The organism is Paenibacillus allorhizoplanae (genome assembly GCF_927798215.1).
In the GTDB taxonomy this organism is placed as follows: Bacteria; Bacillota; Bacilli; order Paenibacillales; family NBRC-103111; genus Paenibacillus_E; species Paenibacillus_E allorhizoplanae.
In genome coordinates, this window is record NZ_CAKMMW010000008.1 from 203144 (window position 1) to 223755 (window position 20612).

The 20612-nt window shown below is 44.7% G+C and carries 20 protein-coding genes and 4 tRNA genes; 7 read left to right on the forward strand and 17 right to left on the reverse strand.

Annotated features, from left to right (window positions below; genetic code table 11):
- The first annotated feature begins 351 nt into the window (after positions 1-351).
- The 4 genes from L6I86_RS15885 (at position 352) to L6I86_RS15900 (ending at position 4335) form a co-directional block, all read left to right on the forward strand.
- A complete protein-coding gene (locus L6I86_RS15885; RefSeq protein WP_236288582.1) occupies positions 352-906 on the forward strand; it encodes a recombinase family protein in 555 nt (184 codons plus the stop codon).
- A 345-nt stretch (positions 907-1251) separates the two neighbouring features.
- Entirely contained in the window at positions 1252-2133 is an 882-nt protein-coding gene (locus tag L6I86_RS15890; RefSeq protein ID WP_236288584.1) for a copper amine oxidase N-terminal domain-containing protein, read from the forward strand.
- Between the two features lie 1000 nt (positions 2134-3133).
- Positions 3134-3769 (forward strand): site-specific integrase, encoded by a 636-nt coding sequence (locus tag L6I86_RS15895; protein ID WP_236288586.1) that lies wholly within the window; start codon positions 3134-3136, stop codon positions 3767-3769.
- Entirely contained in the window at positions 3730-4335 is a 606-nt protein-coding gene (locus tag L6I86_RS15900; protein ID WP_236288588.1) for a site-specific integrase, read from the forward strand. Before L6I86_RS15895 ends, L6I86_RS15900 begins: the two co-directional genes overlap by 40 nt.
- Before the next feature lie 91 nt (positions 4336-4426).
- On the opposite strand, the gene L6I86_RS15905 is transcribed toward L6I86_RS15900, so the two are convergent.
- The 6 genes from L6I86_RS15905 to L6I86_RS15930 form a co-directional block, all read right to left on the reverse strand.
- Positions 4427-4508: transfer RNA gene (locus L6I86_RS15905), tRNA-Leu, on the reverse strand.
- A gap of 17 nt (positions 4509-4525) precedes the next feature.
- Positions 4526-4597: transfer RNA gene (locus tag L6I86_RS15910), tRNA-Glu, on the reverse strand.
- Positions 4598-4768: 171 nt separating this feature from the next.
- Positions 4769-6511 carry a methyl-accepting chemotaxis protein gene (locus L6I86_RS15915; protein ID WP_236288590.1) on the reverse strand — a complete coding sequence of 581 codons (1743 nt, stop codon included), beginning with the start codon at positions 6509-6511 and terminating at the stop codon, positions 4769-4771.
- 145 nt (positions 6512-6656) lie between these two features.
- A tRNA-Ser gene (locus tag L6I86_RS15920) sits at positions 6657-6745 on the reverse strand.
- Between the two features lie 5 nt (positions 6746-6750).
- Positions 6751-6826 (reverse strand) — tRNA-Asn (locus tag L6I86_RS15925).
- A 19-nt stretch (positions 6827-6845) separates the two neighbouring features.
- Positions 6846-7319: a SprT family protein gene (locus L6I86_RS15930; protein ID WP_173113424.1), complete on the reverse strand. Its 474-nt coding sequence runs from the start codon at positions 7317-7319 to the stop codon at positions 6846-6848.
- A 113-nt stretch (positions 7320-7432) separates the two neighbouring features.
- Between L6I86_RS15930 and L6I86_RS15935 the strand changes: the two genes are divergently transcribed.
- The 3 genes from L6I86_RS15935 (at position 7433) to L6I86_RS15945 (ending at position 8887) form a co-directional block, all read left to right on the forward strand.
- Complete coding sequence (locus L6I86_RS15935; protein WP_236288593.1) at positions 7433-7786, forward strand: hydrolase/acyltransferase; 354 nt, start codon at positions 7433-7435, stop codon at positions 7784-7786.
- 72 nt (positions 7787-7858) lie between these two features.
- On the forward strand, positions 7859-8023 hold the full coding sequence (cmpA, locus tag L6I86_RS15940; RefSeq protein WP_141692697.1) for a cortex morphogenetic protein CmpA: 165 nt from the start codon (positions 7859-7861) through the stop codon (positions 8021-8023).
- Positions 8024-8323: 300 nt separating this feature from the next.
- Positions 8324-8887, forward strand: coding sequence for a hypothetical protein (locus tag L6I86_RS15945; protein WP_236288594.1), 564 nt, complete (start codon positions 8324-8326; stop codon positions 8885-8887).
- A gap of 108 nt (positions 8888-8995) precedes the next feature.
- Here the strand turns inward: L6I86_RS15945 and L6I86_RS15950 are convergent, their stop codons facing one another.
- The 11 genes from L6I86_RS15950 to L6I86_RS15995 all read right to left on the reverse strand — a co-directional run bounded on the left by L6I86_RS15950 (position 8996) and on the right by L6I86_RS15995 (position 20461).
- The gene (locus tag L6I86_RS15950) at positions 8996-11176 is read right to left on the reverse strand and encodes a Tex family protein (protein WP_236288678.1); all 2181 of its coding nucleotides are present in this window, start codon (positions 11174-11176) and stop codon (positions 8996-8998) included.
- A 175-nt stretch (positions 11177-11351) separates the two neighbouring features.
- Positions 11352-11702 carry a type II toxin-antitoxin system PemK/MazF family toxin gene (locus tag L6I86_RS15955; protein ID WP_028553893.1) on the reverse strand — a complete coding sequence of 117 codons (351 nt, stop codon included), beginning with the start codon at positions 11700-11702 and terminating at the stop codon, positions 11352-11354.
- A 3-nt stretch (positions 11703-11705) separates the two neighbouring features.
- A complete protein-coding gene (locus L6I86_RS15960) occupies positions 11706-11987 on the reverse strand; it encodes a CopG family ribbon-helix-helix protein (protein WP_028553892.1) in 282 nt (93 codons plus the stop codon).
- A gap of 216 nt (positions 11988-12203) precedes the next feature.
- Positions 12204-13394 carry an alanine racemase gene (gene alr, locus L6I86_RS15965; protein ID WP_236288597.1) on the reverse strand — a complete coding sequence of 397 codons (1191 nt, stop codon included), beginning with the start codon at positions 13392-13394 and terminating at the stop codon, positions 12204-12206.
- A 23-nt stretch (positions 13395-13417) separates the two neighbouring features.
- Complete coding sequence (locus L6I86_RS15970) at positions 13418-14743, reverse strand: YecA family protein (protein WP_236288599.1); 1326 nt, start codon at positions 14741-14743, stop codon at positions 13418-13420.
- Between the two features lie 174 nt (positions 14744-14917).
- Entirely contained in the window at positions 14918-16081 is a 1164-nt protein-coding gene (locus tag L6I86_RS15975) for a LolA family protein (RefSeq protein WP_338113415.1), read from the reverse strand.
- Positions 16082-16196: 115 nt separating this feature from the next.
- A complete protein-coding gene (gene rfbC, locus L6I86_RS15980; RefSeq protein WP_236288604.1) occupies positions 16197-16742 on the reverse strand; it encodes a dTDP-4-dehydrorhamnose 3,5-epimerase in 546 nt (181 codons plus the stop codon).
- Between the two features lie 167 nt (positions 16743-16909).
- Complete coding sequence (locus L6I86_RS35670) at positions 16910-17035, reverse strand: hypothetical protein (RefSeq protein ID WP_268796177.1); 126 nt, start codon at positions 17033-17035, stop codon at positions 16910-16912.
- A gap of 86 nt (positions 17036-17121) precedes the next feature.
- Positions 17122-18528, reverse strand: coding sequence for an undecaprenyl-phosphate glucose phosphotransferase (locus tag L6I86_RS15985; protein ID WP_236288606.1), 1407 nt, complete (start codon positions 18526-18528; stop codon positions 17122-17124).
- A gap of 6 nt (positions 18529-18534) precedes the next feature.
- Positions 18535-19401 (reverse strand): glycosyltransferase family 2 protein, encoded by an 867-nt coding sequence (locus L6I86_RS15990; protein ID WP_236288608.1) that lies wholly within the window; start codon positions 19399-19401, stop codon positions 18535-18537.
- 97 nt (positions 19402-19498) lie between these two features.
- Positions 19499-20461: a glycosyltransferase family 2 protein gene (locus L6I86_RS15995; protein ID WP_236288610.1), complete on the reverse strand. Its 963-nt coding sequence runs from the start codon at positions 20459-20461 to the stop codon at positions 19499-19501.
- Between the last annotated feature and the right edge of the window lie 151 nt (positions 20462-20612).

Sequence of the window (20612 nt, forward strand, 5' to 3'; positions counted from 1 at the left end):
ATTCGACCATTCACCCATAAGTTTGATTATCTATTCGGTGTTTACTTATCACCCATCATTTCCACTGTACAGTCACTCAGCTATTCGGGATTTCCTTGGCGACACCAAATTTATCTACTTTGTATATTGCTGTTCATCATCAAAAATTTGCTCATAAAAACTCACTTTTGGGTCAGTATTATCGAAGAAGTCTTTTACTCTGATAGAAGTTCCTTTCTCAAAATTGAATCACTCTCTTTCACAAATATGGTATCACAACTCAAAAGTATTGACACCAGTCCTTCAACAACATAGAATCAAGGTATCAATCGGTGTCATAACTTAGGTTCATAATCAAAGGGGGAAATTACAGTGAATTACGGGTATGCAAGGGTATCAGGACTAGGTCAGGACCTGGACATTCAGATTGAACAGTTGAAAGCCGCGGGGGCTGACAAAGTTTACAGTGAGAAGATCACAGGGACCCACAAAGATCGTCCAGAGCTGCAACGTCTACTAGCGGATCTAAAGCGTGGCGATACTCTTATGGTAACTAAACTAGACCGCTTTGCACGTACAGCGGTGGATGGTATGACGATGGTCAAGGAACTCCTAGGAAGGGGAGTACGCATTCAGATACTGAATATGGGACTACTAGAGGATACGCCGATAGGACGAGCTATGCTTGCTGTATTCGCGGCTATGGCGGAATTTGAAAGGGATATGATCGTAGAACGTACCCAAGAAGGTAAAGCCGTGGCTAGGCTGAAGGAAGGCTTTACAGAAGGTAGACCCAAGTCGTACACGGCCAAGCAGCTAAATCACGCTATGGAGCTTCTAGGAGATAACTCCTATAACCAGGTAGCCGCTATGACTGGGATCAGCAAATCAACCCTAATACGTGAGATGAACAAACGCAAAGCCTGACGGTGGTTTCGTTGGGCTTCTTCTAACTTAGATTCCCCTACCCCGTGGGGTGAGATGCCCCAAGTCCACCATCAAGTGCCTAGAAAAAATTTATTATGTTTCCTAAATCCTAGCGTCCAAGATCCTCCAATAGAAATGACGTGGCGGCTGCGTCATAGTGCGTGCTTCAATTTGTTTCACCGCTATACTTAATTTTCCAGTCGGTTAGGCTGTTAAGAGTTTTAATTGACCACATTCTTATCGTTTGTAAGATGTAGTTTACGGTTTTGGGATAAAGTGAGATACTGTTAATTACAGGAAAGAAGCCAATACCTCAACCGATGAGGGGGAATTAAGGGGGAAAAAATGAAAAAGAAAATAGTCGTTTTGTCTGTAGCTTTAATGTTAGTTGCAACAGTAGTAAGCGCATCGAGTTTGAATGGTGAGTATAAAGGTAATCCGATTGTTAAAGTGAGAGTGAATGGAAATGTAGTAAATCCCGAAGTACCAGCACAGATTATAGACGGAAGTACATTATTGCCTCTTCGTGTTATTTCTGAATCACTTGGTGCTAATGTAACGTGGAATCAAGATACATATAGTGTCGATATAAAATCATCTGTTTCTCCACTGACTAGTCCTGGAGTTGATGCGGTTGGATTAGCAAAGGAGTTTAAATCAAGTGGTATCGATTATGTGACCGTATCGACTAACGGTGGCGACTTTATCATGCTCTCGTTCATTGCAGGAAAAGCATTGAGCGATATTCTTAATGATGCCAATACATTTGCTAATATATTGCAGCGAACCGCTGGAACTTCAGCTACTTATTTAGAAATTAATGGTACCGACGGACAGAAATTTAATGTCTTAGTGGCTGCTGTGAAGGACTTTTTAGCTGGTAAAATTAATCAAGAAACTCTGAATACGTACTATAGGTTAAATGGTCAAAGCTCTGATAATCAGACATCCAATACACCATCTAATCCAATAAATACCGCTCCAATAAATACAAGTCCAATAACCACTTCTACAGTAATTGAAAGTAAAATAGATGGGAATTTTGAGGGTTGGGAAGGGGATACGATATTTAAACTACAAAACGGACAAATTTGGCAACAAGATTCATATGCCTATAAGTATTCTTACAAGTACAGCCCGAAGGTTCTTATATACAAATCTGGTTCACGTTATAAGATGAAAGTTGACGGTATAGATACGGAAATCTATGTAAAACAACTTAAATAAGCCCTTCGGGGCTTTTTTATTTTGAGGAACATTTCGCATATAAATTCAGTCCCTGTCATTTCATGCTCTTAATCCTACTTGCTGGTAACTCCTACACCGAAGTATCCGCCATTACAGGTATTAGTAAGTCAACTCTAATCCGTGAAATAAGAAAGCGTAACGCTTTATGTGTACCCAACTATTAGGTTGGGTATTTTGCAATTTTAATGCTAATAATCTAAATTCTTATAGGTAGAAGAATGGATCATTACGCTATAAAACATTGCAGACACGAAACATATAGAACATCCGAAAATCACATCAATAAAGAAGGCTACCTGTGGGAAAGTTTCCCGACCAAGTAGCCTTTTTTCATAACTTCCAAATGCTAGAAATAACTATGTTCGAGGAATTTCACTATACTGATTCAAAATGTCATCTGCTGATAATTTGTGAAGAACAATTAACTCCTGGATTTTGGTCTCAGATAAATCATTGAGGTCCATTTGCTTAAATTCATCCTATAAAGAAGTATCCAGTATGACATGACTGGCATTAGTAAATCTACATTGATTCGTGAAGTACGAACGAATCGAACTCATTTATAATTTTCACACATGTTTTCAGGTGAGTTAGTATGATCTTAGCGGAAGCACCGCCATCATAATTTTCTAACAGTTTAAACTGAACTGTTGATTCTCGTTATTATAATTTCCCACGTGTCTTGTATGGAAATATTTTTCTATTCCAAATGGATGCTGTTCTTATTGTATTGCCTAATTCCTCAGAAATCTTTTAAGAATTATGCTTGAGAACCAATTCTCGAATGTAGTTCCACATTACTCCTTATTTCCGTCAATACACTCATTTGACAAATTTTTCAAATGCAGCATTATTTAAGAAGAACGTAAATTTTATTTTTTCCCACTTTCTTACTAACGACAAAGCAAACAACAAATATTAAACTTTATGGTGCTCATTTAATAATGGGTATACATCAACAATAAGGAGGCTGCATTTTATGGCCAGTGTACAAAAGCGAGGCAACAGTTCCTTCCTTCTCGTAGTAGAAACGGGATACGGCCCTACAGGTGAGCGCATCAAACGAACGAAGACAGTAAAGGCAGAGGGCATTAGAGAAGCCCGTAAGCTCCTCGCAGAGTTTCAAACAGAGGTTGAATCAGGGGAATATATCTCACCGCAAAAAATGACCCTAGAGGCCTTTGTGACTGATTGGAGAGCAAAATATGCAAGAAAAGAACTCGCACCACTGACGCTTAAAAATTATGATCTACACCTCAAAAACCACATTCTACCTAAATTTGGACATATGCGTATGGATCAGATAAAACCGCTGCACATTGTTTCGTTTCTGGACGAACTAAGTAAACCAGGAGCTCGAAAAGACGGGCAAGGTGAGCTTCTTTCTAGCGGGACCATAGAATATATATACCGCGTGATCAAGAGCTTATTTAACCGCGCTATGGACTGGCAGATGTTGAAGAAACATCCAATGGAAGGTATTAAGAAACCCAAAGTAGTACAAATGGAAATGCAATATTATGATGAAAACGAAGCACAGCTTGCAATTGTGGCACTATATAAAGAACCACTAATGTGGCGATTGTTTTGCACTGGTGCACTGGTGCCATTCTAGGTGGTTTTAGGAGGGGCGAGCTTATCGGTTTAGAGTGGAGCGATGTTGATTATGAAAAATGTACCTTATCGATAAACAAAAGTATTTCGCTTACTGTAGGTGGCCAAGCACAAGTGAAGGCTCCTAAAAGCAAGGCTTCAAAACGAACAGTCACAATGCCTGAGTGGTTTATGCAAGAAATGAAGGTCTTCCATCATAGTTGGAAGCTAGATAAATTGAAAGCAGGGGAACTTTGGGAAGGAAATGAACAACAATATGTATTTCAAATTGGTTTCGGCAAGCCCTTGTACCATTCGTCCCCAACTCACTGGTGGAAAAAGTTCACAGAACGGCACAACCTAAAATTCATTCGACTACATGATCTACGACATAGCGCGGCGACAATTTTGATTCAAAATGATGTGTCCATGAAAGCCATCCAGGAACGACTAGGTCACTCCAAGCATCAAACTACTGCAGATCTATATGCCCATGTGGCCCAGTCGGTAAGCAGAGTAGCCGCGGATAAATTAGAAAAGTTCAATCCTCGTTTAAATATTTCGTCAACAGTTCGTCAACAAGGGTGATTTATGAAACTGTACTACCGCATTTATTCCATCTGTTATAAAACAGAAAAAACCCTTATATACCAAGGGTTTCAGGCTTGTAAAGCTGGGATGCGGTCGGAGGGATTTGAACCCTCACGCCTTGTGAGCGCCACCCCCTCAAGATGGTGTGTCTGCCGTTCCACCACGACCGCATGAGAGAATAAAACAATGACCCGTAGGGGACTCGAACCCCTGTTACCTCCGTGAAAGGGAGGTGTCTTAACCACTTGACCAACGGGCCATAACATCGTCATTGAACACTTCAGCCCGTTAAGGACGACAAGTTTTATTATAAAGGATTCCTGGCTCTTTGACAAGCCTAATTATTGGAAATAAGACCTGTTCAAGCTGACATGTGAATAGCCCCCATGGCCATGTTACATCAACCATGAGAGCTACCTTTTGCAACCAACTATTTAATTTTGAAATAGGTCACAGATTCGTTCAACGTATCCACGACGGACTTCAGTTGTTCCGACGCAGCAGCTATATTCTGCATCATGGCAAGCTGTTCCTCTGTGGCCGCTGCTACCGTTTGCGATCTCGTCAAAATCTGAGATGAGCTTGACGCTGACTGATCCATCGTAGCCGAAATTTCTTCCGAGCTAGCCGACATTTGCTGCGTTATCGCCGATGTCTCATGAATCTGAGTGACGATGTGTGTCACAGACTGCATGATCGTTTCGAAGCTCTGGTTCACTTCCTGCATCATTTGTGAGCCAGCGCTTGCTTCCTGCTTCGTCGTATTCATCGACTGCGATACACTAGCAATTTCGACTCTCGTCTCGTGAATCAACTGGTTGATGCCGTCGGCGGATTCGATCGATTGTGAGGCCAGTTTGCGGATTTCTTGAGCGACGACATTGAACCCTTTGCCATGCTCACCTGCTCTAGCCGCCTCAATGGACGCATTCAGCGACAAGAGATTGGTCTGGTTGGCGAAACTCGTGATACTCGAGGCAATCTGCCCAATCTCATCCGACTTACGGGTCAGCGACTGTACCGTCACAGACAGCTGTTCAACTGAGCTCAGCATATTCACAATTTGATGTTGCAGTTTCGAGAGCAGCTCATTACCGAGTGTTGCGTGCTGAGAGGTTAAAGAGGAGTGATCCGCCATAACGCTTGAGTTCTCTGCGACACGTTGAATCCCAATCGCCATTTCCTCAATAGCACGGCTCGTTTCTTCACTGCTTCTTGCTTGCACTTCGACTTCCTGCGTCATTTCTTGAATATTCGAAGCGACATGTTCAGCAGCGTGAGCAGACTCTTTGGAGCTGTCCGACAGCTCCACGGAAGCATCGTGCACGAATTGTGTATTGTGAGCAATCGTGCCGATCAAGCCTCTCATTTTGGCAACCATATGATCAACTGATTCTGAAATCTGCCCCAGCTCATCCTTGGAATACGTCAATTGAGCCTCGTGGCGCAAATCTCCTGCAGCAACCCCGCCAGTAATGGTTATAATCTTACGAAGCACTGACATGATTTTCCTGATCACGAATCCGCCAGCTCCAAACAAAATGAAGATGATAACCGCCACACCGATGTAAACGCCTTTGGCTGTTGCGTTATTCTCCTGCTTAATATCGACAATGCTCTGCTTAGCATGCACGTCTAGAATTTCACCAATAGCATTCAGCCCTTCGCGTCCCTTCTCAAAGGTGGCCATCAGCTTAGGTTCATTCAAAACGCCTTTGCCAACACTCCCCGCTTGAATGACGGCATTCGCTTCTTTAACCCACTGATCGAAGGAAGTTTGGAAGCTCGATTCACTTTGCTCTATGGTCACTTCCGTCTCCGCATGTGCCGTTTGCAGTAATTCCTTTGATTTTAAAATAGTAACAGCCTGTCCAACTCTTGTATTCGTTTGTTCAATATTGTCTTTCAGCAACTTCAACTGGTTCGTTTTCTCCTCCGCAGTCAAGGTACCCGACACTAACAACTGATAAGCGTTCATAGCTTGATACATATCCCGGTCCGCATTCAAAATAAGTGACACACTCTTCTCCGTCGTCTCATACAAGGAGGAGGTCAGCGTATCCGTATTGGACTTGTTTACCTGTAGGAGATATACACTCGTGCCTAAATACAACAGAGAAGGAATTAACAACAATAAGATAAGACGCACACGTATCGAGAATAATTTAGTCACTAGTAGTTCCCCCATCGTGAAGCTTTTTTTATTCACTATAGAGGACAAACGTTTAACAGATATTAGAAATTTGTTAGAATAGGTTGAGATTCGGATGAACAAAAATAAGCCCAACGGCATAAATGCCATTGAACTTATTTCGTGACGGAGAGAGAGGGATTCGAACCCTCGCACCGCTTACGCAGTCTAACCCCTTAGCAGAGGGTCCCCTTATAGCCACTTGGGTATCTCTCCATATATGGCTCCCCGAACAGGACTCGAACCTGTGACAACTCGATTAACAGTCGAGTGCTCTACCAACTGAGCTATCAGGGAATGAACAAGTTTTATTTTATTATGAAGGCGCTGTTAAGTCAAGTGTATACGATTTCAATTTTCCCCTGCAATTTCCACAGGCAAATTTACGCACATCCATTTTACGTTTCCGATAATACTCCGTCTTGCAATTCACACACTCTAACCTATATTTATAAGCTTGTTTCGCCCGGGGCCGCGGTAAGGATTGGCAATATCGGGTACCGCCGACCTGGGCTAGCAAGGTTTTGAAATCTTGATCCCGATGCTGATAGCCTCGCTTCAAAATATGTAAATGATAATGGCAGAGTTCGTGCTTAATGATCTTCTCGATTTCATCCCGCCCATAAGTCTCCCACTGGCTCCAACTGATCTCAATATCATGTGATTTCATAAAATAACGTCCACCCGTCGATCGCAATCTTCGGTTAAAACGTGCCTGATGAACGAAGGGTCTACCAAACGATTCCATAGAAATCTGCTCGATCCATTGCTGTAGCTCTTGATCTTCCATCTACGAACACTCCAATAACAAGTTCTTACTTGAATTTGTACCGTATGTACGGCTATACTGTCAAGTAGAAAAGAAGATGGAACGCTCTATACAGAAAGGATTTGAACCGCCTCATGCCACAAATGCGCTATGCGATATTGAAGCTTGACCAACAACTGGAGTTCGTCGAAATGCCTTCCTCCTATTCCTATCAATTAACAGCTTTGAACCAACGCTTGCACAAAGAATTAGAGAAATTAACCGCAGACCATGTGCCACAGCTTCCACGCGTCATTGCCGAGTGTGACGACTTGGAATTGGTCGGTACAACGTATACGCTCATCCAAGGCTTGGATTACATCAATGGTTTGGAGAAAACATTCGCTGGTATCCAAGAGAAATCGTACCCGCTGATCTCGTTGTTAACTGAAATTCGTGCGCTACAAGCTCAGCTTGAGCAGTGGTACGAAGAGGAATTTGAGCTCTAAATAAAGGGACCTGCACCCAATACCTTCATTCTTCATATGCTATAAGTACATGGCGAAGAAGGGGATGGGCATATGCCGCAATGGCTTTGTAATCAATTAATGCGTGCCTTCCAGAACAAAAACCGCAGACAAATTCGATTATTGAACGATAGCTGGTACTTTTACCGCACTCGCCGCTCACAAGAGGAGTGGCCTGACAGCCAATCGACGGACGGACCGAGTAAACGTAAATTTTGATGAGAAAGCTAGTACTTGTGCTACAAGTGCTGGCTTTTTTGCCATTCGGTACATAGAACGCAGATAGAAAGAGTAAATATGCGATAAAAACATACGAACCTGACGACATCAATAGCAAGAAAAAACAGTTGCATATTTGAAATGTGCCCTCTATACTGTAAATAAATGTAACAAATAGTAAAGATAAATTAGAAAATTAAATATAAATACCTGAGTGAAGCACACTCGAGCTTGCAGAATTATCTGCTGTTCGTTTGTGCTTTTTTTGCGTATTTATTTTGAAAAAGGGGGCTTATTTACATGGAGACAACTAGTAGTCAGTGGCTGCGCAGAATGCGCGAGAAGCATCGTAGGTTGTTTTGGAAAAGAGGATTGGAGGATCGGTTTCAGGTGTTGCAGGAAGGAGAACGAGTAGGTCGAGAGCAAATTAGTGGGAAGAGCATAGATCAACTGCAAAATAACGTGAAGAGAAAGAACCAAGTACTACAGTCTGGAAAACAAGTAGATCGAGTGCACCAGACTGGAGACCAAGAAAGTAAAGTGCAAAAAAACGGACATCGAAATAACAACGTTATTCCTTTGGAACAAAGAAGGATCGTTTCTAGCAGCAAACCACATCCCCCCACCATAGCTGAACTTGAGGCGGACGTATGGGAACTTCGAAAGCAGTTTATCCTCCAGATCGCTAATCGGCGTAATGGTAAAGTTCGGCTTCAAGAAGTCGCAGCCGAGTGCAATGTGAACATTCGTATCGCGGCTGAGTGGCTCATCCGTCTTTCGTTGGAAGGAATGCTTTCCCTTGTTGCTGGTCAGCGGTATATGATGACTTATTCGGTGAAGGAGGTGGGAGGTGGGCAGAAGTAAGGGACTGCTTCGAACAGAATAAGTTGACTCGTTTCCCCTTGCTAGACGCACAAAAAGCAGTTGGGAGCGAACTCCCAACTGCCCTAATCAACTGCTATCATCAACCTGCTATTGCGGTTTCTTCATCGTTAAGCCCACGCGGCCTTTTTTCTGGTCCACATTGAGTACCCATACTTGGACGATGTCTCCAACGGAGACCACATCCATCGGATGTTTCACGAAACCGTTCTTGAGCTGGGAGATGTGCACCAGCCCATCGTTCTTAATGCCGATATCGACGAAGGCGCCGAAGTCGATCACGTTACGCACCGTGCCGGTCAATTCCATGCCCGGCACAAGGTCCTCCAGCTGCAGCACGTCTGTGCGGAAGATCGGCGCAGGGACTTCGTCCCGCGGATCCCGCCCAGGCCGCTGCAGGCTGTCTAGGATGTCCCGCATCGTCGGGACACCGACGCCAAGCTTAGGAGCCAGCTCCTCTGGCTCCAGCGTCTGCAGCAGCGCTAGCAGCTGCTGAGAGCCTAGCTGCGCAAGCTCGATGCGCAGCTCCTTGAACAACCGATCCACCACGTCGTAAGACTCCGGATGGATCGGGGTGTTGTCGAGCGGGTTCCTGCCGCCCGCAATCCGCATGAACCCGACACACTGCTCGAAGGATTTCGCACCAAGGCGCGGAACCTTCGACAGCTCCTGTCGGGAGCTGAACTTGCCATTCTCCTCGCGATACTTCACGATGTTCTTCGCAAGTGTCGCATTGACCCCCGACACGTACGACAGCAAGGACGGGGACGCCGTGTTCAAGTCCACCCCGACATGGTTAACGGCCGATTCTACGACGGCCTTCAAGTTCTCGTCCAGACGTTTCTGCGAAACGTCATGCTGGTACTGACCGACGCCAATCGCTTTCGGCTCGATCTTCACAAGCTCTGCGAGCGGGTCCTGCAGCCTCCGCGCGATCGAAATCGCGCTGCGCTCAGCCACGTCGAGCTCAGGGAATTCCGTCTGCGCCAGCTTCGACGCGGAGTACACGCTCGCCCCCGCTTCGCTGACGATCAAGTACTTGAGCTTCCGCTCTTTGATCTCACCGATCAGCTCCGCAACGAACTGCTCCGTTTCACGGGACGCCGTCCCATTCCCGATCACAATCAGCTCCACGCTGTATGTGCTGATCAACTGCTTGAACTTCGCCTTCGCTTCCGCCACCTTATTATTCGGTGGTGTTGGGTAGGTGACGGCGATTTCAAGCATTTTACCGGTGTCGTCGATGACGGCCAGCTTACAGCCTGTCCGGTAGGCCGGATCGACACCGAGCACGACATGGCCCTTAATCGGCGCTTGCAGCAGGAGATTACGCAGATTTTCCGCGAAAATCTTAATCGCCTGCTCCTCGCCCGCTTCCGTCATTTCACCGCGCACTTCGCGCTCAACGGATGGTGCTAGCAGCCTTTTATATGCGTCTTCAACGATGTTGCGCAGCACGTCTTTTACGACTGAATCGCCTCTCACGATTTGACGCAACATGTAGTCGTGAATTTTATCCGGTTGGACATCTAGTCCAACCTTCAGAATCTCTTCCCGCTCCCCGCGATTAATCGCGAGAATACGGTGAGGCGGCAGGCGCTTCACAGGCTCTTGATAGGCATAATACATCTCATAGACAGATTCTGCCTTCGCATCCTTAGCCTCTGTCCGCATAATGCCGTTATCCTGCGTGAATCGACGCACCCAGGCCCGTATTTTCGCATCATCTGCGATATTCTCCGCTAGGATATCCATCGCGCCTTGAATCGCCTCTGCAGCGCTACCAACCTGCTTGTCCGCGTTGATGTAACGCGAAGCTTCTTGCTCCAGCGAGCCTTGACGAGGCTGCTTCCAAATCCACGCAGCAAGCGGCTCCAACCCGCGTTCCTTGGCAACGCTAGCTCTGGTTTTCCGCTTCTGGCGGTAAGGCCTGTAGAGATCCTCGATTTCCTGCAGCTTCACAGCTTTCTCAATCGATGTGCGCAGCTCGTCCGTCAACTTGCCCTGCTCGTCGATCAAACGAACAACCTCGATTTTGCGATCCTCTAGATTACGCAAATATTGCAAGCGCTCCTCGATATCCCGCAACTGATTCTCGTCGAGCTCGCCAGTCATCTCTTTCCGATAACGCGCGATAAACGGAATTGTATTGCCCTCGTCCAGCAGCTCCATCGTTGTCTTCACTTTGCCGCTTGGCAACTGTAGCTCAGCGGAGATTTGCTTCAGGATTCGTTCCTGAATCTCCGCTTTTTTCTCCGCAGGAATCTGTATTTTCGCCTTCGGCTCCTCAAACTCGCTTGCTTTTGGTTTTCCTTCGTTCTCCGTTACTTGGCCATCCGTCTCCACATTTGCCACAGTCATACCTCTCTTCTATTAATCGTATGTATATGTATGTACAAACCAAAAAACGAGGGTACCTATCGCCCTCGTCCGTTCCAGACCTTATTCAAAATTCTATCAGTCCCACACTAATTTGCAAAGCGTCGTCAACCTTTCGCATGGTTTCTTCATCCAAATGCGTAATTTTGTCCGTCAATCTTTGCTTGTCGATTGTTCTGATTTGCTCAAGCAGAATGACCGAATCTCGATCGAAACCGTGCGTCTCCGCGTCGATTTCCACATGCGTGGGAAGCTTTGCCTTTTGGATTTGAGCTGTAATCGCTGCAACAATCACAGTGGGGCTAAAGCGGTTGCCGATATCATTTTGGATCACTAGAACAGGACGGACTCCTCCCTGCTCCGATCCTACGACCGGCGAAAGATCTGCGAAAAATACATCGCCACGTTTCACAATCACGTCTTACACCCCGCTTACTAAGCGATCAAGCGTTCCGTCCGCTTCTTCCTCCGCTTGAAAAGCTTCAGATGCCATGCTGAGATTTATTTTCGCCATTTCCATATACCCACGCTGCATGGATTCGCGTAGACTGCGCTTTTTGCGTTCAATTAAATACAGCTTCATTGCCTGACGAATGAATTCACTCCGATTGGAGTTTTCCTTCTCAACAATTCCGTCCACTTCTTGCAACAGATTGTCAGGCAAGCTAATCATGATCCTTTTCGTATTATGCGCATTGCTCACACTCTCGCACCCCCAGAAACGATACAAAGACAATATTACCAGTATGTCATTCCAAAAACCAAATTATACAATAGAATATATGCCTCCGGTATATCAATTATGTTACACCTAAAGATATAAGATTGTTAATACATAGTATTCTATACCCTATTCTGAAAATCCTCTCCAATACCTGCATAATTTACATGGTAAATTCATGAAGTATTTTTCCCCGTTCTAATAACGGTGCCGCATGAGAGGATTTAAAGCCTCAACCCGCTCCCCATTACGCACATACACGCGCGCAACACGGTGTGAAATCATACATATGATTTCATAATTGATCGTCCCAAGCTGACGGGCCACATCTTCCGCGGTAATTCGTTCTTCGCCTTGCTCACCGATGAGGACAACCTCATCAAGTGCGCATACATCAGGCACATCGGATACATTGATCATACATTGATCCATGCAGATTCTGCCGACGATTGGCACTCTTTTGCCACGAACCAGCACCTCTGCTTTACCTGAAAGCATACGGGAATATCCATCCGCGTAGCCGATCGGCAAGGTCCCGATTTGCTCATCACCCTTAGTGTGATAAATCGTTCCATAGCTAACACCTGAACCCTCAGGCAGCGTTTTGAGATGCACAATCCCAGTTTTGAGACTCAGGACTGGCTTTAGCTCAATTTTCGTTTGATCTACATCCTCAGAAGGATACAGGCCGTACATCGAGATCCCCAGACGTACCATCGAATAAGTCAACCCTGGCAAATCAATGGCTGCCGCGCTATTTCCCGCGTGAATATAAGGGAACGTTTCCCCTTTATCCGTAAAATAGCTCACGATCCGCTCAAACCTGCCGTATTGCTCTAGCGTATAGCTCTTATCGACTTCATCTGCGTTTGCGTAATGTGTAAAAAGACCTTCTACATCCACATTAGGCAGCAGTAATGCTTCCTCTATAAAAGGAATCGCATCCGCTTCGGTATGCAAGCCGAGACGCCCCATGCCGGTATCCAATTTGATATGAATTTTTAGCTTCTTCTGGGATACGTTCTCTTGCTTACGTCCTTGCTCTCGCAGTGCTTCGAGTACATCACGGCTATACACCGCAATCGTTACATCCAGCTCGCGTGCCCGACTGATCCCCTCTGGAGGCGTGTAGCCGAGTACAAGAATAGGTGCAGTAATCCCTGCATTTCGGAGCTCCAGTGCTTCATCAAAGAACGCTACACCCAAATAATCCACACCTGCAGCGAGAACTTCTTTGGATACTTCCACAGCCCCGTGTCCGTAAGCATCCGCTTTTACGACTGCCATCTGCTTCATGCCTGCAGGCAGTACCTTCTGAAATTGTTCAATGTTGCTTCGCAGTGCATCTAACGATATTTCCACCCACGTGGGCCGATAAAAAGCATCCACCAGCGTTCACCTCTTCTATCCTGTTACAAACAACATTTTTTATATTTCTTACCGCTGCCGCATGGGCATGGTTCGTTACGTCCGATTTTAGTTTCCTCAGCAATTATAGGCGTATTATTAAGCACATAGGCTGCCTCGTTTACGAAATAACGGAAGACCCGGTTGCCAGGCTCAAGAACTGTCATGGTGACAGGTTTTCGCTCAAACCCATATTTCATCTCTGAATCTGGCAAGAATTGTGCCTGTATCACACCGAAACGAACCAATATGGTTGCTACCGCATGTAAAAACACATCAGCACTTGTATCCAACAAAATGCCGGATTGGCGATGCTTATCCCATTCTTTTTTCACATTGTGCGGGAGTCCTACTGGCCAGCTGGCTAACACACTTGCGATGGCTCTTCTCCAGGCTTGAATATCTTCTGGTCGACCACCTTCGTTCACTTCCTCTAGAATTCCCCAGTTCACGCGATTCCAGAGTGCATCCAAGAGAACAACGGCTTGTTCCTGCTCTGTAAGCGCCAAGTAAAAGGCTAATTGCTTCATATTTACCGTAAGTTGCGTTTCTTCTTCCGTCAGTCCTAACACTACCGCTGCATAGAAAAAGAATTGGTACACCGGCTCTTGGTCTTGATTCAATGTCGGTTTGCGGAAAAGCAGCAGGTCCAGCTGTTCATCGAACTCGCTCCAGAATTTCCGCGGCAAATGTTTGCGTGCAGCGGACAACTTGACGTTCTTACCAGTCTGTACGGCCTCAAGAAAAGCTCTGAATTCCTGAACGATTTGTGGTACTGGTGTCCGCCCATCCATCCAAAGCTGTAGCAGCTTCTGGTCAACTACAAGTGGCTTCAGCTTGCGCTTGGAAGGAGGCGTATGCTCTTCAATGTATGCTTCTATATCATTCGAGTTCAGCCAACGTTCCAGCGCGTAGTCATTATCTGCTTCCATGTACTGCTCGAAGCGCTCTTCGAAATAAGTTTTATGCTTACATACTTCATTCAGTGAAGTGTATTGTTCTTTTGAAATTCTAGATGTCACCTGTAGGAATTGAATCCACTTTTTGAAAGAAGTCAAATAAGCACCAATATCGGATTCTTTTGTGCTAAGTACATGGCTGATTAAGAAACGGCCTGCAAAATCGACAATCGTTTCACCTTGTACATCTTCATAGCTGATTCCATAACGCACGAAATATTCGGTCATAACAAAGCCCATGCGATCCACATGTTTGTTAGCCGTTTCTTGCTTCAACTTTCCCTCATCATTCAGAAACGTTGCAAATGCCTTCGTCTCGTTTTCCCAGAACAGCTGCATCTCTTCCAAAGTCAAATTATCAATTGTATTCATCTTAAACACTCCAATTATCTATTCGCTCCAAAGTTGCATTATACCAAAAAAACGACCGTTCGTGGGAGTTGGTTAAATCTTCTTGTAAATTTTCTTCCGAATTCTCATGTTATACATGAGAAAAAACCCTGCACCATAGGATGCAGAGCCTTCTCTTTTTAAATAAAATCGAACTTATTTCCCGGACTGTCCATCCGTTGCCATCGCGACTTGAATCATTTCATTCACTGGCATATCGCCCGTAAACATCCGGAATTCAACACCATCGTTCGTCCAAGTCAGTGTTCTAGGCTCATCCTTCGAGCCATTCCCCGTCATCACACCAACCGTGAATCCGAGATCAACGATGTCTCCTGGTGGCAATGAAACCGATTTGGCTTGAGGTCTAACCTCAATCAAATTGAAATTGTATTTCCCTTTATATCTTAAAAGTACAGCGGCATCCTCACCAAGCTTCATATCACTAATATCCTGCTTCACAACATCCTTAGGCAAGTAGTATGGCTCAACAATACCAATACTTTGAGCTTTGGCAGTTGCTGGCGCGGTTTTCGTCGAATCTGGTTTCGTCGTAGTGCCCGTGGCTTTGGATTGATCGGATTGACCACCTGTCGCGGACAGATTTTTGTCCGTTACCGATTTGTCCCCAGTTGCTGCCGGGTGATCCGCATCTGAAACCGCAACGTCAGCTGACGTAGGCATTGTTTGCTGCAAATTCCAACTAGTCATGTTGCGCTCCATTTGGAAATAGTCCTTATCGAACTTCGTATCGAATTCAAAATTCGTGAAATTTACTTGCACCAACACATTTTGATTTGCATCTGACACTTGTACTTGCGCAGGTGCGAGAGTTTTCTTATTCAGCCAGATTTTTTGGCGAGAAAGTTGCTCATTCTGGTAGTTCGCGGCAACATCGAAGACGTAGGCATCCTTGTCCGTCGTAAATTGACGGTCATTATCCGCAATGATGCTTTTTGCTAAAGATTGGAACAGATACACTTGACCTTGATTCTCTGGCCAATCGCTTTGGAAGCGGAAGCTCTTCTTCAAATGCGGCGTCAAAACAAACACGCCTTCTTCATTACGCAAAACGATTTGAGTAACATCCTTCGTGGCATTCGTCAGGGAAATCCGGTAGAAATGCTCAGGCGAGAACGCCACCTCAACCTGATACTCCTGCGGCTGCTGCCCTGTATTTAGAATCATGCTGCCTGAAGCTTGATAGCTGCTCGACTTGCCCATCACATGATCCAAGTCCTTTACGATAGATCCTGCATCCTTTTTACCCATCCCGCATCCTGCGAGAACCAATGCTACGCACATTACCACTGCTACCATCCATGTGACCCGGCGCATTCGATCATCCCCTCACTCATGATTAACATCAACATAGTACATGCATATGAGGGGACTTGTTCGATTATGCAGCCAAGCTACCGGCTTGGACATGAATTTAATAATTAATCTCCGCTTCCTTCAATAATGGGTGCTTCTCATCCTTCGCTGATAAAATCGGGGATGTCGACGGCCAGGCTATTCCAATTGCCGGATCACTCCACAGAATTCCCCGGTCATGCTGCGGCGAATAATAAGCATCCACCTTATAAAGCACCTGTGTCTTCGGCTCTAATGTACAGAAGCCGTGTGCGAAGCCCTGTGGAACAAGCAATTGCCTCTTATTGTCGGCGCTAAGGGTAACACCCACCCACTGACCAAACGTGGGTGAGCTAGGACGAATATCTACAGCCACATCGTAGATCGAGCCCGCGACTACTCGCACTAACTTCGTTTGCGCTTGTGGGTTCAATTGATAATGCAGCCCGCGCAGCACGCCTACTTCTTCCGAAAGTGAATGATTATCTTGTACAAAATCTATCGTAACCCCCTGCACGGCTAGTTTTGCCGCATGATAACTTTCCATAAAAAATCCCCGATGGTCCGCATGGACCTCAGGTTCAATAATCACTAGCCCAGCTAAAACTGTTGGTGTTATCTTCATACGTTCTCTCACCTCTCTAACTAACATATGCAAGAGAATCGTAGAAAGCCTCAGACAACCGTTTATAGACAAGTGACCTCTTCCTAATCGTTTAGGCTCTATGGAAGCGTAAAAAGGCCGCCTAGAGCTTCACAGCCCCAGCAGCCTTTTCCTTGTATGAGATGCATTTACCATATATATACGATACCTGCAATTATACCTGCCCAAATCAGGGAACCGAAGACCACACCGACAATCAATCCCTTGCCGATCGACACATGTTCATCCTGATAAGCGTCTTCATGATCAATCATACCCAAAACCTCCCCGCCTACTCAGTATATGCAATAGTATGGGGAAAATGTTGGCGAATCATGCGGTCGTTTCAATATTTTTTAGTTTAATAGGCATTTTTATTTATAAAGCCATTAACGACGGTTCTCCAAATAATCTTGATATCAAATAAAAAAGTCCAATTTTCGATGTAAAAAATATCATGCTTAATTCGTTCCTCGATTGATGTATCGCCGCGCAAGCCGTTGCTCTGCGCCCAACCTGTAATTCCTGGCCTAATGTGATGCTTCACCATATACTTCGGTACTTCTTCTTTAAATTGTTCCACGAAATAAGGACGCTCCGGCCTTGGACCAACCACACTCATATGCCCAAAGAGCACATTGAAAAACTGTGGAAGCTCATCGAGACTTGTTTTACGCAAAAATGTACCAACCCTCGTTCGCCGCGGGTCATTTTCCACTGTCCACTCTGTATTTGAAACCTTGTCTCCAAGGTTCTTCATACTGCGAAACTTGTACATCATGAAGCGTCTACGGTTCAGGCCAACTCGCTCTTGCTTGAAGATGATCGGGCCTTCGGAGGTGAGTTTAATAGCTATAGCCGCCGCAAGCATAACAGGAGATGTTACTAGGATTGCTGCTGTTGCAAAAATGATATCAAATGCACGTTTGAACAATCTATTGCGGAATTCATCCAAAGGAATATCACGCACATTAATCAACGGCATATCCGCAAAATTATCAAAATATGGCCGCGATGGCAGGAAGTCATAAAAATCAGGGATAATCAGCGTTTTAACACCAATCTTTTCACACACATTAATAATACTGCCGAACTTCTGATGGGCATCCAGAGGAAGAGCAATAATGACCTCATCCACGATACGATCATTCAGAATCGACTCCAACTCATCAATTTTCCCAATGATCGGCTTGTAATTCTGATAGGTCACCTCGTGCTTCTCTTGGTAATCATCGAGGAAGCCTACGACCTCGTAGCCTAGCTCTGGATGCTGTTTCAGCTTCGTATAAAACTTGCGGCCCAGTGAGCCTGCACCGAGGATGAGAATGAATTGTTTGTTATAGCCTTTTTGGCGGGCGCGTTTGAGTGAGATTTTGATCATATAACGATAAAAGCTAATGACAAGGATGTTGTTCACCAGGAATAATAATAGATATGAACGCGAGACATCGACTTCTTTGAGGATAAAAAGCACACTGAGTAGCATTAGTAAGCTGAACGCATGTACTTGAATGATTTTCAAAACCTCAAAAGAAAATCGTTTTCTGCGCTTCGGCGTATAAAAATTCACCAAATAACTGATAAAAATCGCAATAATCGCGTAAGTTATACTCCACATCAAGTAGTGTTTAAAGGGAAGTGGAGAGGCGTAGGGAATCCAACCACTTTTAAATTTCAACCACCATGAAAAGAGAAACACGAGCTGGATACATATGAAATCAGCCAAAGCGTATAGTTGGGTTAAGAAACCTTGACTCTGACGAATCAAACAGGATCACCTCGTTGGTCGTAGTTTATTTTGTGCTAGCGATAGGGCGAACTTCACACCTACACCTATGTATACCATGGCATTCGTAAACCAGGAATACTTCTTGCGATAGTGCTTATTATGAAACAAAATCATCGCTCTATGAAACTCATAAATAATCTTATAAGGCTTTCTTCGACTGCTAGCCCCTTTGTGATGAACAATCTGAGTCTTAGGGTAATAATAATTCACCCAACCAGCTTCTTTAATTCTATAACACCAATCGATATCTTCACCATACATAAAAAATTCCTCATCCAGCATGCCGACATGCTCTATTGTTTCCCGGCGTACAAGCATGAAAGCTCCGACTAGTGAGTCGATGGGATATTGCTGGTCAGCATCTAAATAACCAAGCTGATATTGATTAAATCTGTGGATTTTCGGAAATAGCTTGGCAAATCCAAATGCATAATAGAAAGACGCTGATGGCGTTGGGAAGCCACGCTTGCAGGCTTTATCGAGTGAACCGTCTGGTAGCACGATTTTGCAGCCACTGGCCCCTACAATAGGGTTTTCGTCCATGAAACGTAGCATGATGTCTAATGTGTCCCGTTGAACGATCGTGTCGGAGTTCAGGAGCAGTACGTAGCTGCCTTTGGCTATGCGTATGCCTTGGTTGTTGGCTCTAGAGAAGCCGACGTTTTCTGTATTCGTGATTGTGACCACTTGTGGGAATTGCTCATTCACAGATTGAATAGTGCCATCGTTAGATGCGTTATCAATAAGAATGATTTCATAGTTGTATGATGTAGTTGACGAAAAAACCGATTCAATGCAGGCTAGGGTTAGATCCTTCGTTTTGTAGTTCACGATGATAATGGATAGATCCAAGTGATTACCTCATTTATTAATTGATTATCCTTAGTATAGCACGTGAAGATTAAATTTTGCCTAAAAAATAAGACTAGCGGCTGCTAATCTTAGGGAATCATTTGATAAACCATTTATACACTTCGGACGATGCTTGTTTTTGTTTAGAGCGAATTAAGTTTCTCTTGATTTTCAGCTCTGGGTACTTGCGATAAAAATCTAACCAAGATCCTAATAATTTGGGTTCACGGATGAGTGCGTATACAAAACTAAGGCATTCATAAACCAACAGCGAGAAGAAATGCTTCATTACGGTTTTGATATCATCGTTCTTCATCATCATTTTATAACGGTTAATGTAGGATAATCTTCGTACAAAAAGCGGTTTGCTGCTCCTCCCGCCCTCTTTCCAGCCACGTTCGTGATAGGCGATTGCTGTTGGTTCATAGAGTGCCTTCCAGCCTAACAACTGTGCTCGCCACGCTACATCGACATCTTCTTTATAAGCAAAGAAGTCCTCGTCAAAGAACTCTCCATTCAGACTAATGTCGTTGATCATCTTACGTGAGTACATGGCAGCGGCTCCGGAGACGCCGAAAACTTCTTCGGTTTGTTGATATTGATCGTTGGTCTGATGTGCGCCGCGGTCAAAAGCTCTTCGCGCTTTGTTAATGATGAGTCCGGCACTATCGATGTGATGAGGTGCCGCTTTGAAAAGTAATTTACCTGTTGCACTGCCTGCTTGAGGGTTATTTTGAAGTGCAATGACTGTGTTACGAACATAATCTGGTTCAAGGACGACATCTGGGTTGAGGATTAGACAATAATCCGTCTCTGTCATTCGGATTGCTTGATTGTGAGCGCCGGCGAAGCCGTTGTTTTGCTTATTATAAATGATCGTGCATGTATCATCGCATTTTGCCAGCGAATGATGGGTGTAATCCTTAGACGCGTTATCGATGACTACGATTTGGTCAATGTGATGGGATTGTCCCAGAACTGCTTTCAAGCAATCCTCAATATGTTCAGCACTGTTATAAGTAACAATATGGACACTGATTGTACGTTTACTAGCTTCCAAACTAAATCAGCCTCCTCTCTATACCCATTATAAACGGAATAAAACAACATTTCCCAACAAGATATTCAAAGTAAAAAAGCCATCACTATGCACCGAAGCATAATAACAGCTCTCCATAGAGAAGCTATGTTTTCTCCAGTTCCTTTAAAAA